This is a genomic window from Roseovarius atlanticus, assembly GCF_019802205.1.
In the GTDB taxonomy this organism is placed as follows: domain Bacteria; phylum Pseudomonadota; class Alphaproteobacteria; order Rhodobacterales; family Rhodobacteraceae; genus Roseovarius; species Roseovarius atlanticus_A.
This window is the reverse complement of sequence record NZ_JAHVHQ010000004.1, coordinates 815,798-830,694: the sequence shown is the minus strand read 5'-3', so window position 1 is coordinate 830,694 and position 14,897 is coordinate 815,798. Positions and strand designations below refer to the sequence as shown.

Genomic DNA, 14,897 nt, shown 5'->3' with positions numbered 1-14,897 from the left:
CTTTCAGGTCAATCGCGACAAGCCAATGGGAGGATACGGCTTGGAGTTCCTGTTCTACTTCGGCGACGTGTTCACGCCGTTCAACTTCATGCTGCTTCTGATCGGAACCATCGGCGGGCTGATCCTGGGTGCCACGCCGGGCCTGTCGCCGACCATGGCCGTGGCCCTGCTGATCCCGTTCACGTTCAAGCTCGACGCCACGCAGGGCCTGATCCTGCTGGGCGCCGCCTATACCTCGACTGTCGCGGGCGGAGCGGTCAGCGCCATCCTGCTCAAGATCCCCGGCGCGCCCGCCAACATCGCCACCACGCTGGACGGGCACACCATGGCCAAGAACGGCCAGGGCGCCCGCGCCCTGCAACTGTCGTTCATCTCCTCGGCCATCGGCGGGGTCTTCGGCGTGCTCCTGCTCATCTTCCTCACGCCGGTACTCGCCGAATGGGCGCTGGCCTTCGGGCCGTCGCATCTCTTCTGGCTGGCCATCCTCGGCGTCACCGTCATCGGCTCGCTCGATTCAAGCTCGGTGGTCAAGGGGCTGCTGTCGGGCTGCATCGGGCTCTGGCTCGCCACCATCGGGTTCGACGACGTGATGGGCGCGCAACGCTTCATCTTCCATTCCAGCGTATCGGGCGGCATCAATATCATCCCCGCCCTGATCGGCCTCTTCGCCATTCCGCAGGTCATCACCATGTTCGCCAAGGGCCGGCACCAGCACGACGCCGAGGTTCTCAAGGTCGAGAAAAGCCCCATCATGGACGCGATCCGCGAGGTCTTCCGCCGCTCGCGCGCGCTCAGCATCGGCACGCTCACCGGCTCCTTCATCGGCCTCATCCCCGGCGTCGGCGGCCAGATCGCGGGGCTCGTGGCCTATGACCAGTCGCGCAAGGCCAGCCCCGAGCGCAAGAAATTCGGGACCGGCCACAGCGAGGGCGTGATCGCCGCCGAAAGTGCCAACAACGCCATGGTCGGCCCGTCGCTGGTGCCACTGCTGACGCTCTCTATCCCCGGCTCGCCCACCGCCGCCGTGCTGCTGGGCGGCCTGCTGATCCACGGCATCTTTCCGGGCAGCGATCTCTTCGAGAATTACCCCGATGTCGCCTGGACCTTCATCAACTCCATGCTGATCGGCCAGATCCTGATGTGCGTCTTCGGCCTCTACGTGGCCGGACTCGCGGCCCGCGTGGCCCAGGTGCCCAACGCGGTCATGGCCGCCGTGGTGCTGGCGCTCGCCGTCTTCGGCAGCTACTCGGTGCAGAACTCCATGGGCGATGTCTATATCATGGCCGCCCTCGGCACCGGCATGTATTTCCTCGAGCGCTTCGGCTTTTCCGCAGCACCGCTGGTGCTGGGCCTTATCCTCGGCCCGATCGCCGAGGCCAATTTCGTGCAGGGCGCCATGATCGCCAACGCCACGTCCAACATGGGCAGCTACTTCTTCACCGGCGCACTGAACCTCACGCTGATCGGCATCGTCGTGGCCTCCATCGCCTACTCGGTCTGGATGGAACTGCGCCAGCGCCGCTTCCTCAGCAAGGAAGACACCCTCGAACAACAGGAGCAGACCTCGTGACCGACCGCCCGCGCACCCAGCATATACTCGCCAGCGGTCTGGTCGCCCTTGTCGGCATCTGGGTCGCCTGGCTCAGCTTCACCGGCACGCCCGCCCGCGCCTTTCTGTTTCCCCGCATCATCTCGGTCGTGTTCGTGGCTTTGGCCCTCTGGACCTTCGGCAAGGCGCTTTTGGGCAAGACCCGCGTCGGCCCCGGCCTCAGCGCCATCGCCATGCGAAACATCCTGCCCGGCATCGTGGTCCTGCTGATCTACGTCTTCTGGGCCGCTCAGGCTCTGGGCTTCTACACCGCGTCCACCATCGCCTTTTTCATCCTGCTGTCCCTCTACGACCCCGCCCCTCACGGCGCGGGCCGCACATGGGTCAAACGGGTGCTGATCACCGCCGGTTTCCTGGCCGTGATGTACGGTCTCTTTGCATTGCTGCTGGGGGTATTCACCCCGCGAGAGATCCTTTTCTGAGAACCAAGAAGCGAAAGACAACTTTCCAAGGGAGGACCCAAGAATGAAGAACCTGATTGCAGCCGCATCCATTGCGCTCATGGGCCTGGCGGGCACCGCCGGGGCCCAGGACAACTACCCCGAACGCCCCGTCATGCTGATGGTCAGCTACGGCGCCGGCGGCGCCACCGATTTCCAGGCCCGCATCGTCACCATGACGGCGGGCAACGAGGACGCTCTGGGAATGCCCATCGCCATCGTCAACAAGCCCGGCGCGGGCGGCCGCGTCGGCTGGAACTGGCTCGCGACGCAGGTCGATGCCGACGGCTACACCCTGGGCGCCTACAACGTCCCCCACTTCATCGCTCAGTCCATCGAGGGCGGCGTCGAGTACAGCACCGACAGCTTCGAGCCCATCGCCAACTGGGGCGCCGACCCGGCGGTCTTCGTCGTGGGCGCAGACAGCCAGTTCAACTCGATGGAAGACGTGGTGAACTACGCCAAGGAAAACCCAGGCGGCCTCACCTTTTCCGGCGCCGGTCTTTACGTCGGCCACCACATCGCGGCGCTTCAGCTTGAAAAGGCCGCTGGCGTCAAACTGGCCTACATCCCCAACAACGCGGGGGGTGCGGGCGCCATGAAGGCCGTGATCGCCGGCGACGTGCTGGGCGGGGTCAACAACCTCTCCGACGCGTTCCGCGCCGAAAAGGCGGGCAACGTCAAGATCCTCGGCGTCTTCGACAACGAGCGCAGCGACTTTCTGCCCGACGTGCCGACGATGAAGGAACAGGGCTATGACATCGACAACGCCTCGGTCAATTTCCGCGGCGTGATGGTGCCCAAGGGCACGCCCCAGCCGATCATCGACAAGCTGGCCGAGATCGTCCCCGCCATGTTCGAAAACGACCGCGTCAAGGGCAAGATGGAAGCGGGCGGCTCGCCCATGCACGTCATGACACGAGACGAGGTGATCGAGATGTGGGCCGCCCGCGAGGAAACCCTCAAGGAACTGCTCTCCGGTCTCTGAACCGCCATGCCACCGGGGCGCGCACCATCAATTGCGCGCCCTTGACCAGAAAGGTTTCGCACCATGAACGCCCCTGACCCCATCGCAGACCTGGACGCCATCATCGCCCGCGCCCGCGCCGCCCAAGCCCGGTACGAGGCCGAGGGCAGCCAACAGCGCTACGACCGCGCCGCACAGGCTGTCGCATGGGCGATCATGGAGCCGGGCCGCAATCGGGAACTGGCAGAACTGGCCGTCCGGACCACGGGCTTGGGCAACGTGCCCGACAAGATCACCAAGAACCACCGCAAGACGCTCGGTCTCATGCGCGACATCAAGGGCGTCACCACCTTCGGCGTGATCCGCGAAGACCCCGCCACTGGCATCACCGAAATCGCCCGCCCCAAGGGTGTCGTGGCCGCGATCGTGCCCTCGACCAACCCCGCCGCCACGCCCGCCAACAACATCATCAACGCGCTGAAATGCGGCAACGCCATCGTCGTGGCCCCCTCGCCCAAGGGCGTGCCCAGCTGCGAGGAACTGCTCCAATTCATCCACGCCGAGTTCGCAAAGATCGGCGAAGACCCCGACCTTGTCAGCATGGTCCCCGCGCCGGGTTCAAAGGACAAGACTCAGCGCCTGATGGAAACCTGCGACATGGTCGTGGCCACCGGCAGCCAGAACAATGTCCACCGCGCCCAGACCTCCGGCACCCCCGCCGTCGCCGTCGGCGCGGGCAACGTCACCGTCATCGTGGATGAAACCGCCGATCTCGACGCCGCCGCCGAGAAGATCCGCGCGTCGAAAACCTTCGACAACGCCACCTCCTGCTCGTCCGAGAATTCGGTCGTCGTGGTGGAGGCCGTGCGCGACGCCTTCATCGCCGCCATGGCCCGCGCCGGCGGTGCCGTGGTCGAGGACGAGGCCGCCGTCGTCGCCGCCCTCTGGCCCGACGGGCATCTGAACCGCGCTGTCATCGCCCAGGACGCCGACAAGATGATCGACGCGCTGGGGCTGTCGGGCAAGGTGCCCGAAGGCACCGAATACATCGCGGTTCCCACCACCGGCATCGGCCCCGACCATCCCCTCTCCGGCGAAAAGCTCAGCCGCGTCCTCGCGCTCTATTCAGCCAAGGATTTCGACGACGCCATCCGCATCACCCGCGAGATTCAGCTGTTCCAGGGCGCGGGCCATTCCGTCGGCCTGCACAGCACGGACGACGCCCGCCCAATGACGCTGGCCCGCGCCATTCCCACCAGCCGCATCATCGTCAACCAGGCGCATACATTCGCCACCGGCGGCGCCTTCACCAACGGCATGCCCTTCTCGCTCTCCATGGGCTGCGGCAGCTGGGGCGGCAACTCCATCGACGAGAACGTCCATTGGAAGCATTTCCTGCAATCCACCAAGATCGTGCGCGAAATCCCCGCCGTTGAGCCCACGCTTGAGGATATCTTCGCCGACTACTGGAAGGCCACCGGCCAATGAAGCTCAGCCGCGACACACCGCCCGAGGGCACCGTCCGCGACTGGCTCGCCGCTCGCGCCGACCGGGAGGGCACCGCCTGCGTCTTCCCCGAGGACGGCTCCCATCTCGACTGGCCCGCCCTCCAGGACGCGGCCCTGTCCTTCGCCCGCGCCCTCACCGCCCGTGGTGCGGCGCACGGCGAAAGCGTCGCCATCGTCGCCCCCAACAGCCGCGACGGCCTCGTCGCCCTCTACGGCGCCCTTGCCGGCGGCTTCCGCGCCACCATGATCAACCTCGCCGCGGGCCGAGACGCCATAGCCTACGCGCTGGAGCATTCCGAGGCCCGCTTCGCCTTCGTCCACGACGCTTGCACGGACCAGTTCAAGCCCGCCAACACAACCGGCATCACCCCGGTCTCATTGTCCGAGCGGGCCGATGCCGACCTGCACCCGGTCACCCCCGACGATCACGCCCTCCTGATGTACACCTCCGGCACCACCGGCCGACCCAAGGGCGTGCTGCACACTCATGCCAGCCTACTGGCCGGAGGCTGGACCACCACCATCGCGCACGATCTTTCCGAGGCCGATCGCGGTTTCTGCGTATTGCCCGTCTACCACATCAACGGCCTCTGCGTGACCGTCATGGGCAGCCTTGTCTCGGGCGGCTCCCTCGCCGTCACCTCGAAATTCTCAGCCTCCCGCTTCTGGGATCAGGCGGCAGACGCGCAGGTCACCTGGTTCTCCGCCGTCCCCACGATCATCTCACACCTGCTCCACGGCACCGACGAACCCGACCCCGAGGTGCGCGAGCGCCTGCGCTTCGGCCGCTCCGCATCCTCGGCGCTGGCGATTGAGACCCAATCGGCCTTCGAGACCCGCTTTTCCGTGCCCATCATCGAGACCATGGGCCTGACCGAAACCGCCGCCCAGATCCTGTCGAACCCCCTGCCCCCCGCCACCCGCAAGATCGGCTCGTCCGGCATGGCCTATGGCTGCGAGGTCCAGATCCAGGACAGCACCGGCGCCGCCCTGCCGCCCGAAACCGAAGGCGAGATCACCGTGCGCGGCCCCAACGTGATGCAGGGCTACCTCAAGAATCCGGATGCCACCCGCGACACCTTCCGCGACGGCTGGCTGCGCACCGGCGACCTCGCCCGCATGGACGCCGAAGGCTACGTCTTCGTCACCGGCCGCCTGAAGGAGCTGATCATCAAGGGCGGCGAGAACATCGCCCCGCGCGAGGTCGACGAAGCGCTCTACACCCATCCCGATGTGATCGAGGCCGCCGCCTTCGCCCGGCCCTGCACCACCTACGGCGAAACCGTCGAGGCGGCGGTGCGCGTCCGCGCTGGCTCTGCTCTCAAGGGCGCGGACCTGATCGAGATCTGCCGCAACCGCCTCGGCGCGTTCAAATCCCCCGACGAGATCCACTTTCTCGACGAGTTGCCCAAGGGTCCATCGGGCAAGATCCAGCGCCTGAAACTCGCCGACATCCTCGAACCGGCGAACCGCTGACAGCACGTCCCGGCGCCGCCCTGCACGCCGCTTTCACCATTCCGGGAGCGCCTTCCGGAATCCCGTCCCGGGACTGACCCGGGACCTCCCCGCTCAAAACAAAAGGCCACGGCTCGGGAACCGGGGCGCACAGGAAAGCGGCAGCGGGAGCGGCCCCTTACACTCCCACGTACCGCTCCGACACATCCGGCGTCAGATCGGTCATCGCGCCCGTCCAGACCGTCTCTCCCCGCTCCATCAGCACCGCACGGTCCGCCACCTGCGCCAGTTCCCGCACTGACTTGTCGATCACCAGCAGCGCCATTTCGGTCGCGTCCCGCAGCTGGCTCAGCGCCGCCCAGATCTCGGCACGCACCAGCGGCGCCAGACCCTCGGTCGCCTCGTCGAGGATCATCAGCCGAGGGTTGGTCATCAACGCCCGTCCGATCGCCAGCATCTGCTGTTCTCCGCCCGACAAAGAGGCTGCCACCTGCGCAGATCGCTCTTCCAGCCGGGGAAACAATTCCGCCACGCGCGCCCTATTCCACGGTCCGGGCCGGGCCGCCGCCAAAAGGTTCTCCGCCACTGTCAGATCCCGAAAGCACCGTCGCCCCTCCGGCACCAACCCGATGCCCAGCCGCGCCGCCCGGTGGCTCGGCAGAGCGTGCAAGTCGTGACCGTCGAAATACAACTTTCCCTGGCTCGGGATCATCCGGCAAATCGCCCGCACCGTCGTGGTCTTGCCCATCCCGTTGCGCCCCATCAGCGCCACGGCCTCGCCTGACTCCACTTCCAGGTCGACCCCGAACAGCGCCTGGCTCACGCCGTAATGCGCCTCCAGCCTCTCGACCCGCAGCAGGCTCATGCCTCCTCTCCCAGATAGGCGTCGCGCACCGCCCGGTCGGCCCGGATCTCCGAGACCGTTCCCGTCGCGATGATCCGGCCATAGACCATAACGCTGATCCGGTCCGCCAGGGCAAAGACCGCGTCCATGTCGTGCTCCACCAGCAGGATCGGCGCCGTGCCACGCAGCTCGCTCAGAAACCCTGTCATCCGTTTCGAGCCTTCCGCCCCCAGCCCCGCCATCGGCTCGTCCATAACGAAGGCGCGAGGATGGACTGTCAGCGCCATCGCCACTTCCAGTTGCCGCCGCTGCCCGTGCGAGAGGTCAGCGCACAGCGTCGCCGCCGCATCGGCCAGCCCGACCTGCGCCAGCGCCGCCTCCGCCCGGTCCCGTAATTCAGCATCGTCCAGCGCCCGCCCGAAAAACCGCCAGGGCCGCGCGGTGGCGCCAAGCGCGCCCAGCAGCGCATTCTGCAGAACCGTGTCCTCCATCGCCAGCTGCGACACCTGGAACGTCCGAGCCAGCCCGGCTCTCGCCCTGGCCGCCGCGCCCAGCCGCGTGACATCCCGACCGCCCAGCAGGACCTGCCCCGCATCCGGCCGCAGAAGACCACAGATTTGCTGAATCAGCGTCGACTTGCCCGCGCCATTGGGCCCGATTACCGCATGGATTTCCCCCGGCTTCAGGTCGAGCGCGATGTCCTCGCTCGCCGTCAGAGCGCCAAAGCTCTTCGTGATGCCCCGCGTCTCCAGAACCGGCTCAGTCATGCGCCACGCTCCGCCCCCCCAGGAGCCCCACGAGCCCGCCCCGCGCAAAGAGCACGATCAACAGCAGGATCACCCCCAGCCAGATCAGCCAGAACTCCGTCAGTCCGCCCAACCAGTGCTCCAGCAGAACGAACACAGCCGCGCCCACCACCGGGCCGAACAGCCGCCCGACACCGCCAAGGATGACAAGGATGATGATCTCGCCCGAGAACTGCCAACTGAACATCGTCGGGCTGACGAAGCGGTTGAGGTCGGCAAAAAGCGCGCCCGCCAGCCCGGTGATGGCGCCCGAAATCACGAACGCCACCAGCTTCAGCCGCACCGGGTTCAACCCCACAGTCTCCACCCGCACCGGCACCTGTCTTGCGGCGTTCAGCGCCAAACCGAAAGGCGACCGCATCAGCCGCGCGTTCAGCCACAAGACCGCACAGAGGATCGCGAAACAAAGCCCGAAGAATTGGATCGGCACCAGCGTGTTCAGTCCCGGAAACCCGTTGCGAACATAGATCGACAACCCGTCCTCGCCGCCATAGGCGCTCCACGAGATCGCGAAGTAGAAAAACATCTGCCCGAAAGCCAGCGTGATCATGATGAAATAGACGCCGCTCGTCCGCAGGCTCAGCACACCGATAACCAGCGCCGCCAGCGCCGAGGTCACCACGGCCACGACCCAGATCACCGGCATCGACTTGGTGCCTTCGATCAGCACCGGCCATTCCGCGACAGCCGTATAGGTCTGCGCGTGATGCGCGAGGATCCCCATCGCATACCCTCCGATGCCAAAGAACACCGCGTGCCCCAGGCTCACCAGCCCGCCCAGTCCCAGCGCGATGTTCAAGCCGACAGCGGCCAGCGCCAGGATCGCCACGCGCGTCGCCAGCGTGATCGTGAATGGCTCGTCAACCGCCAGGGCCCAAAGCGGCACCGCCACCAGCCCCGCCAGCACGGCCAGGTTCAACCAGGCTTCCCTGTTCATGGCCCCGTTCATGCCCGGGCCCCGAACAAGCCCGTGGGCCGCCAAACCAGCACCACGCTCATCAGGATATAGATTGCCATCGACGCCAGCGAGGCGCCCACCTGCGTGCCCGCCGCCGGCTCCATGAAAAGCTTGAAGAACTCGGGCAGGAAAATGCCCCCCAGCGTATCCGTCAGCCCCACCAGGATCGCGCCCACGAAGGCCCCCTTGATCGACCCGATCCCGCCGATCACGATCACCACGAAGGCCAGGATCAGCACCGGCTCGCCCATGCCCACCTGCACCGACTGGATCGCGCCCACCAGCGCGCCCGCCAGCCCCGCAAGTGCCGCGCCCAGCGCAAAGACCAGCGTGTATAGCTTCGAGATATCCACGCCCAACGCCGCGATCATCTCGCGATCGTTCTCGCCGGCGCGGATGCGAATACCTACCCGCGTCCGCTCGATCAGCAGCCACAAGCCAATGGCGACCGCCAACCCGATCCCGATCAGCGCCAGCCGGTAAAGCGGATACTGGATGCCTCCGGGCAGCGTCACAGGTCCCGACAGCGCTTCGGGAATATCGAGATAGAGCGGAAAGGACCCGAAAAGATACCGCGTCCCTTCCGAGAAGATCAGGATCAGCGCGAAGGTCGCCAGCACCTGGTCCAGGTGGTCGGTGGCATATAAGCGGCGGATCACCGTGACCTCCACCAACGCGCCAACCGCCGCCGCGACGGCCAGTGCGGCGCCCAGCGCCAGCAGGAAGCTCCCCGTCGCCGCGGCGACCGCAGCCGCGGCGAAGGCGCCGACCATGTAAAGCGAGCCATGCGCGAGATTGATCAACCCCATCACCCCGAAGATCAGCGTCAGGCCCGCCGCCATCAAGAACAGCATGACTCCGAACTGAACCCCGTTCAGCACCTGCTCGATGATCAGAATGCTCGACATGCGCGCCGCTTGCTCCTCCGCCGTTTCCGTGCCCGTTGCGGCTGGCTTAAACCATGCCGCCGCACCAAGGCCAAGCCCTTCGCCGGACCTTGGGGCAGCAGCACATGACACGGCAAGCGGCTGGGTCCCGTCCTGCGTGACCCGGCTTTCTGCGCCTCTGCTCCGGACGGCTCGCCATCGCCCCCGATTCCGACGGTACCGACTCGCGTCGCTCTCTCGAAGAACGGCAATTGCCGGACTTGATTTACGCGTAAGTTCAATACCTTGCAGCTTAACTACATCTTAAACCCGACCCCATAGCATCGCGCCAACACCTCTTTTGCAGTGTGAAGGGCCCCGCATGACAGATACAGACACTTCGGTCGGAGAAGCACCGCTTGACCTTCCGGAACGACTTGATTTTGCCGCTTGCGAAACGCTGGCGACAAGCCTCGAAACCCGGCGCGGATCGGACCTGCGCCTGCAGGCAGGCCAGGTCGGCTTCCTCGGCGCGTTGGCGGCGGAAATCCTGCTGCGCGCGCGACTGCAATGGCAGCACGATGGCGCTGCGTTCGATCTTGCCGATCCCTCTCCCGATTTCCTCCAGGGGCTGGACCGCCTCGGCATTCCCCGACACGCCCTGATGCAAGAGGATTCCGCATGACCCGCATCCTTGCCGTCGATGATTCCCGAACCATGCGCAGCATGCTGCAACAGACGCTGACCGGCGCCGGATTCGAGGTGGAACTGGCCGAGGATGGTGTCGATGGTCTCGAACGCCTCCCGGCCGCCACGCCTGACCTTATCATCACGGACATCAACATGCCGCGGATGGATGGGTTCGGTTTCATCGACGGGGTTCGCAAAGGCGCGCATGTGTCCAGCGTGCCGATCCTCGTACTGACAACCGAAAGCGGCGATGCGCTCAAACAACGCGCCCGCGAGGCCGGCGCTACAGGCTGGATCGTGAAGCCCTTCGACGAAGAAAAACTCGTCCAGATCATACGTCGACTTGTGGTCTGAAGGAGGGCGCGAACCATGAACGATCTCAACCAGATGTTCTTTCAGGAATGTGACGACCTGCTGGAACAGCTTTCTGCCGGGCTGAACGACCTCGAGGCCGGGGCGGGCGACGACGAGACCATCAACAGCATGTTCCGCGCGGTGCACTCCATGAAGGGTGGCGCCGGCGCTTTCGGTCTTGATCAGCTGGTTTCCTTCGCGCACGCGTTCGAAAACGTGCTCGATGATATGCGCAGCAACCGGCTGGCTGTGGGCGACAGTGTCGTCAATCTCCTTCTCACGGCCAGCGACCATCTCGCCGACCTGGTCGAGGCGGCCAGCCAGGGAACGGTGCTGTCCGCCGAACAAGGCGCGTCCATCCTGAACGACCTCAAACAGGTCAGCCTAGCGGCGAATGGCGCTTCCGGCTCGGGTGAGGAAAGCGCCGAGGAGTCCGTTGAACCGGACTTTCAGCCGACCTTCCTCGCGATCGATGGCGAGTTGCCTTCCCTGGACGACATGGGATCGTCCGACAGCGGCGGGCCGGTGACCATTCGCTTCAAGGCATCGCCGCAGCTCTTCGCGAACGGCCACGATCCCGCAATCCTTTTCCGCAGCCTGGAGGCGTTGGGAACGCTCCGGATCGAAGCCGAGCTCGACGCGGTGCGACCACTTTCCGATGGGCCGTGGTCCGTCCCGGCTTTGAGCTGGACACTTGACTTCCGCGCCGACGATGCGGTCGACGAGGCCGCAATTCGCGAAGTTTTCGAGTTCGTCGAAGGTTTGTGCGAGCTCGAAATCTCCGCGCCGCTCGACCTCACATCCGCCTTGCCTTCCCTGCCGGAACTGTCGGACCCGGTTTCCGCCGGCCCGGACGCCACCGACCCCGACGCGCCAGGCGTGGTGCCCTCAAATGACGGGGCCACATCCGTTGCCGCTGGTGCACCACCTGCAGACAGCGGGGCGGCACCCCCGCCTACCGGCGCCCCGAGAACGGCCAATTCCCGCACCAGCACCATTCGCGTTGACCTCGACCGGGTCGACCGGCTGATCAACCTCGTGGGCGAACTCGTCATCGCCGAGGCCATGCTGCGGCAATCGATGGACGAGATGTCCGGTTCCGGCAACGGTGGCGTCGACGAGGCAATGAGCCAGCTCAAGACACTCTCCGGTGCGATCCAGGAAAGTGTCATGGCGATCCGGGCCCAGCCTGTGCGCAGTCTCTTTCAACGCATGTCCCGTATCGTCCGCGAAACAGCCCGGGAGGCCGGGAAATCGGCGCGCCTCGTGACAGTGGGCGACGCGACCGAGGTCGACAAGACCGTTACCGAACGCCTGGTCGAGCCGTTGACGCACATGATCCGCAACGCCATCGACCATGGCCTCGAGACACCCCAGGCGCGTCGCGACGCCGGCAAGGATGACCGCGGGACGGTTACGCTCGAAGCCAGCCACAGATCGGGCCGGGTGGTCATCGTCATCAAGGATGACGGCGCAGGCATCAACCGTCCGAAAGTGCGCCAGATCGCCATCGAGAAGGGTCTGATACGCGCCGAGGACGACCTCAGCGACTCCGACATAGACAACTTGCTGTTCCGTCCCGGCTTCTCGACCGCGGGCGAGATCTCCAATCTCTCCGGCCGTGGGGTCGGTATGGATGTGGTCCGCAACGAGATCCAGTCCCTTGGCGGCCGGGTCAGCTTGCAATCGGTGCCCGGGCGCGGCACCTCCGTCACGGTATCGCTGCCACTTACCCTCGCGGTTCTCGAGGGCATGGTCGTAAAGGTTGCCGATCAGTCCCTGATCGTGCCGACTTTGCCGCTTCGCGAGATGCTGCAACCTGGCCAGGCCAAGGTGCACACGCTGTGTGATGGCGACAACGTCCTGTCGCTGAATGGCGAAATGGTTCCGATCAAGGATCTCGGCGCCGCGCTGGGCTTTCGCGCCGCGCCTGTCGGCCTCGACAGTCAGTCCCTTCTTCTGATCGAGGGAGAGACGGGACACCGCTACGCGCTCGCCGTGGATGGCATCGCCGAGCAGCGCGAGGTGGTGATCAAGGGCCTCGAACAGAACTACCAGAAAATACCCGGAATCGCGGCGGCAACGATCCTCGGCGACGGCAAGATCGCACTTATCGTAGACACCGACCAGATGATTGCACCACCGGGTCAGGGCGGATGGGTCGATCGCGCCTGGCCAGACGCCACAGGAGATATTCATCATGCGTGAAGCCCAAGCCGAAACAAAGACCGCCAACCGGGTGGAGATCGTATGTTTCACGGTCGAGGACCAGGATTTCAGCATCGAGATCTCGCATGTGCTGGAAATCCGGGGGTGGACCAGCACCACGACATTGCCTCACGCTCCGGATTTCGTGGTCGGAATGATGAACCTTCGCGGAACGGTCCTGCCGGTCGTCGACCTCTCGTTGCGACTTGGCTTCGGCAAGACCGAGCCCGGCAAGCGACATGTCATTATCATTGCCCAGATCGACGACAAGATCGTCGGTTTCCTGGTCGATGCGGTTTCCGACATCATCACCGTTGACGAAGCCCAGATGCAGGCGACGCCCGACGTGTCCTCCTCGCGCACCCAGGCTTTCATCCGCGGGGTCCACTCGCTCGATGACAAGCTCGTGCGCGCCATCGATGTGCGAGAGGTTCTGCCACAAGAGGCTCCGTTGAGCGCATGAGCGACGAACCGCAGGTCACTGCACCGCCCTTGATCAGTCCCGGCGACTTCAACATCGTCGCCAACCTGCTCAAGCGGATGACGGGCATTCACATCGGAAGCAACAAGCGGGCAATGGTGTCCGGTCGCCTGGCCAAACGGCTGAAGGCGCTGGGCATCGGCTCGGTCGAGGCATATTGCGACTGGCTGCAGACCCCCGGCAACGAAGCCGAGCAGGATGCCTTTGTCTCCGCGCTGACCACGAACATGACGCGCTTCAATCGCGAAGAACACCACTTCAACCATCTTTCCGAACATGTTCTTCCGCGACTGACGGAGGCCGCACGGTCCGGCCGCCGGGTGCGCTTCTGGTCCGCCGCCTGTTCGACCGGCGAAGAGGCATTTGATATTGCCTTTCGCCTCCTCGAGATCTGCCCCGAGGCGGCGCGCCTCGACCTGCGCATCCTTGCGACGGATATCGACAAATCGGCCCTCGGCACTGCGCGTGCCGGGCTCTATCCGACGTCCAGCCTGTCGGACCTGCCCGCGTCGCTTGCCGATCGCTACATTGACCGCGCGGACTCCCCCTCCGGCATGGTGCGTGTTGCATCCACAGCCCGAGACCTGATCACGTTCCGGTGCCTGAATCTCAACGCCGAATGGCCGTTTCAGCGCGGGTTCGATGTCATCATGTGCCGCAATGTGACGATTTACTTCGACGAGGCGACCCAGATCCGCCTGTGGGAGCGCTTGGCAGACCGCGTAGTGGCCGGTGGCGCCCTCTATGTTGGCCATTCCGAAAACCTGCCCGAACACATCGCCACCTCGTTCATTCAACAAGAGCGTGGCGCCTTCTGCCGCCCTGCCGCCGCCGTGTCCCGACAAGCGTCAATGCTCAGGGTCGCAAAGGACGCCGACGGGCATCGCCCAGACATAAATGGAGGCCTCGGATGAGCCTGAAAGACAAACTGCATATCCTTGTCGTCGACGACATGTCGACCAGCCGCGGGCTGCTCACTCAGGCCCTCGACGAACTCGGGATCAAGAATTACCGAACCGAGGCGGATGGCCACACCGCCTGGAGCAGCCTCGCCTCCAAGCCGGTGCACCTCGTGATTTCCGATTTCAACATGCCGCGGATGGACGGGCTCCAACTGCTCGAAGCGATCCGCTCGCACCGCGCCATCGCGAGGACCGGCTTCATCCTCGTGACAGGTCGCGCCGACAAGGAGATCCTCGAGCGCGGGACACGGTTGGGGATGAACAACTATCTCAAGAAGCCGTTCCAGACCGCACAGTTGAAGGCTTGCATCGAAAAAGTCGTCGGTCGCCTTTGAGCCAGATTTCCCGAAAGCAGGAGCGTTCCGTGTCTTTTTCTTCCATCGCCCGCATTCTCGAAATTCTCGCCGACGAGACGGACGATCTTGCGGCCATCGCGGAAAGGCTGGACGCGTTGATCCCCGAACTGGTCGCACATCTTCCAGAGCATGGCACCTCCGACCTGCGCGACCTGCAGCGCGTCGATGCTCTCTGGCAGCACTTGAGAGACATTTCCCGGGTTCTCCAGACGCTCTCAAGCATGACGGCGGCCGACGCGCCCGTCGAACTCGCGCCCCTGATCGCTCAGGTCCGGCTCGACTATTTCCGGCATCGGCTTCTGGATGATCCCGTGAAACCCGCTCTCGGGCTGGGAGATGGCCAGCCGATCCTGTTCTGAAACCCCCGCGGTGGAAGTGAACCGCCTGCCTCTG

At 65.1% G+C, this 14,897-nt stretch carries 16 protein-coding genes; 12 read left to right on the top strand and 4 right to left on the bottom strand.

The annotated features are described in order from the left end of the window. Nucleotides 1–40: 40 nt before the first annotated feature. From KUV49_RS20665 to KUV49_RS20645, 5 genes are all read left to right on the top strand, one after another. Nucleotides 41–1,570 carry a tripartite tricarboxylate transporter permease gene (locus KUV49_RS20665; RefSeq protein ID WP_222452773.1) on the top strand — a complete coding sequence of 510 codons (1,530 nt, stop codon included), beginning with the start codon at nt 41–43 and terminating at the stop codon, nt 1,568–1,570. Next, on the top strand, nt 1,567–2,031 hold the full coding sequence (locus KUV49_RS20660; protein ID WP_222452772.1) for a tripartite tricarboxylate transporter TctB family protein: 465 nt from the start codon (nt 1,567–1,569) through the stop codon (nt 2,029–2,031). The genes KUV49_RS20665 and KUV49_RS20660 overlap by 4 nt, the downstream gene beginning before the upstream one ends. Before the next feature lie 43 nt (nt 2,032–2,074). Further along, on the top strand, nt 2,075–3,037 hold the full coding sequence (locus KUV49_RS20655; RefSeq protein WP_222452771.1) for a Bug family tripartite tricarboxylate transporter substrate binding protein: 963 nt from the start codon (nt 2,075–2,077) through the stop codon (nt 3,035–3,037). Nucleotides 3,038–3,100: 63 nt separating this feature from the next. After that, nucleotides 3,101–4,504 carry an acylating sulfoacetaldehyde dehydrogenase gene (gene sauS / locus KUV49_RS20650; protein WP_222452770.1) on the top strand — a complete coding sequence of 468 codons (1,404 nt, stop codon included), beginning with the start codon at nt 3,101–3,103 and terminating at the stop codon, nt 4,502–4,504. Next, nucleotides 4,501–6,000 (top strand): AMP-binding protein, encoded by a 1,500-nt coding sequence (locus KUV49_RS20645; RefSeq protein ID WP_222452769.1) that lies wholly within the window; start codon nt 4,501–4,503, stop codon nt 5,998–6,000. Before sauS ends, KUV49_RS20645 begins: the two co-directional genes overlap by 4 nt. 157 nt (nt 6,001–6,157) lie before the next feature. On the opposite strand, the gene KUV49_RS20640 is transcribed toward KUV49_RS20645, so the two are convergent. Genes KUV49_RS20640 through KUV49_RS20625 form a run of 4 tightly spaced genes read right to left on the bottom strand, consistent with a single transcriptional unit; the run spans nt 6,158 to nt 9,495 of the window. Next, nucleotides 6,158–6,844: an ABC transporter ATP-binding protein gene (locus KUV49_RS20640; RefSeq protein WP_222452768.1), complete on the bottom strand. Its 687-nt coding sequence runs from the start codon at nt 6,842–6,844 to the stop codon at nt 6,158–6,160. Further along, nucleotides 6,841–7,590: an ABC transporter ATP-binding protein gene (locus KUV49_RS20635; RefSeq protein WP_222452767.1), complete on the bottom strand. Its 750-nt coding sequence runs from the start codon at nt 7,588–7,590 to the stop codon at nt 6,841–6,843. The genes KUV49_RS20640 and KUV49_RS20635 overlap by 4 nt, the downstream gene beginning before the upstream one ends. Then, the gene (locus KUV49_RS20630) at nt 7,583–8,566 is read right to left on the bottom strand and encodes a branched-chain amino acid ABC transporter permease (RefSeq protein WP_222452766.1); all 984 of its coding nucleotides are present in this window, start codon (nt 8,564–8,566) and stop codon (nt 7,583–7,585) included. Before KUV49_RS20630 ends, KUV49_RS20635 begins: the two co-directional genes overlap by 8 nt. An 8-nt stretch (nt 8,567–8,574) precedes the next feature. After that, the gene (locus KUV49_RS20625) at nt 8,575–9,495 is read right to left on the bottom strand and encodes a branched-chain amino acid ABC transporter permease (protein ID WP_152493294.1); all 921 of its coding nucleotides are present in this window, start codon (nt 9,493–9,495) and stop codon (nt 8,575–8,577) included. A 340-nt stretch (nt 9,496–9,835) separates the two neighbouring features. On the opposite strand from KUV49_RS20625, the gene KUV49_RS20620 reads away from it, so the two are divergent. Genes KUV49_RS20620 through KUV49_RS20590 form a run of 7 tightly spaced genes read left to right on the top strand, consistent with a single transcriptional unit; the run spans nt 9,836 to nt 14,863 of the window. Then, nucleotides 9,836–10,138 carry an STAS domain-containing protein gene (locus KUV49_RS20620; protein ID WP_152493295.1) on the top strand — a complete coding sequence of 101 codons (303 nt, stop codon included), beginning with the start codon at nt 9,836–9,838 and terminating at the stop codon, nt 10,136–10,138. Beyond that, the gene (locus KUV49_RS20615) at nt 10,135–10,497 is read left to right on the top strand and encodes a response regulator (RefSeq protein WP_222452765.1); all 363 of its coding nucleotides are present in this window, start codon (nt 10,135–10,137) and stop codon (nt 10,495–10,497) included. The genes KUV49_RS20620 and KUV49_RS20615 overlap by 4 nt, the downstream gene beginning before the upstream one ends. A 15-nt stretch (nt 10,498–10,512) precedes the next feature. After that, entirely contained in the window at nt 10,513–12,705 is a 2,193-nt protein-coding gene (locus tag KUV49_RS20610) for a chemotaxis protein CheA (RefSeq protein WP_222452764.1), read from the top strand. Next, nucleotides 12,698–13,168 (top strand): chemotaxis protein CheW, encoded by a 471-nt coding sequence (locus KUV49_RS20605; protein ID WP_152493298.1) that lies wholly within the window; start codon nt 12,698–12,700, stop codon nt 13,166–13,168. Before KUV49_RS20610 ends, KUV49_RS20605 begins: the two co-directional genes overlap by 8 nt. Continuing rightward, the gene (locus KUV49_RS20600; protein WP_222452763.1) at nt 13,165–14,100 is read left to right on the top strand and encodes a CheR family methyltransferase; all 936 of its coding nucleotides are present in this window, start codon (nt 13,165–13,167) and stop codon (nt 14,098–14,100) included. The genes KUV49_RS20605 and KUV49_RS20600 overlap by 4 nt, the downstream gene beginning before the upstream one ends. Then, complete coding sequence (locus KUV49_RS20595) at nt 14,097–14,483, top strand: response regulator (RefSeq protein ID WP_152493300.1); 387 nt, start codon at nt 14,097–14,099, stop codon at nt 14,481–14,483. The genes KUV49_RS20600 and KUV49_RS20595 overlap by 4 nt, the downstream gene beginning before the upstream one ends. After that, the gene (locus KUV49_RS20590; protein ID WP_222452762.1) at nt 14,480–14,863 is read left to right on the top strand and encodes a hypothetical protein; all 384 of its coding nucleotides are present in this window, start codon (nt 14,480–14,482) and stop codon (nt 14,861–14,863) included. Before KUV49_RS20595 ends, KUV49_RS20590 begins: the two co-directional genes overlap by 4 nt. Nucleotides 14,864–14,897: the final 34 nt, after the last annotated feature.

What these genes read in the sequence shown, in the direction of transcription:
- KUV49_RS20600 (WP_222452763.1), top strand. Translation starts at nt 13,165, where the DNA reads ATGAGCGACGAACCGCAGGTCACTGCACCGCCCTTGATCAGTCCCGGC.
- KUV49_RS20655 (WP_222452771.1), top strand. Translation starts at nt 2,075, where the DNA reads ATGAAGAACCTGATTGCAGCCGCATCCATTGCGCTCATGGGCCTGGCG.
- KUV49_RS20595 (WP_152493300.1), top strand. Translation starts at nt 14,097, where the DNA reads ATGAGCCTGAAAGACAAACTGCATATCCTTGTCGTCGACGACATGTCG.
- KUV49_RS20615 (WP_222452765.1), top strand. Translation starts at nt 10,135, where the DNA reads ATGACCCGCATCCTTGCCGTCGATGATTCCCGAACCATGCGCAGCATG.
- KUV49_RS20620 (WP_152493295.1), top strand. Translation starts at nt 9,836, where the DNA reads ATGACAGATACAGACACTTCGGTCGGAGAAGCACCGCTTGACCTTCCG.
- KUV49_RS20605 (WP_152493298.1), top strand. Translation starts at nt 12,698, where the DNA reads ATGCGTGAAGCCCAAGCCGAAACAAAGACCGCCAACCGGGTGGAGATC.
- sauS (WP_222452770.1), top strand. Translation starts at nt 3,101, where the DNA reads ATGAACGCCCCTGACCCCATCGCAGACCTGGACGCCATCATCGCCCGC.
- KUV49_RS20630 (WP_222452766.1), bottom strand. Translation starts at nt 8,566, where the DNA reads ATGAACAGGGAAGCCTGGTTGAACCTGGCCGTGCTGGCGGGGCTGGTG.
- KUV49_RS20625 (WP_152493294.1), bottom strand. Translation starts at nt 9,495, where the DNA reads ATGTCGAGCATTCTGATCATCGAGCAGGTGCTGAACGGGGTTCAGTTC.
- KUV49_RS20640 (WP_222452768.1), bottom strand. Translation starts at nt 6,844, where the DNA reads ATGAGCCTGCTGCGGGTCGAGAGGCTGGAGGCGCATTACGGCGTGAGC.
- KUV49_RS20645 (WP_222452769.1), top strand. Translation starts at nt 4,501, where the DNA reads ATGAAGCTCAGCCGCGACACACCGCCCGAGGGCACCGTCCGCGACTGG.
- KUV49_RS20610 (WP_222452764.1), top strand. Translation starts at nt 10,513, where the DNA reads ATGAACGATCTCAACCAGATGTTCTTTCAGGAATGTGACGACCTGCTG.
- KUV49_RS20635 (WP_222452767.1), bottom strand. Translation starts at nt 7,590, where the DNA reads ATGACTGAGCCGGTTCTGGAGACGCGGGGCATCACGAAGAGCTTTGGC.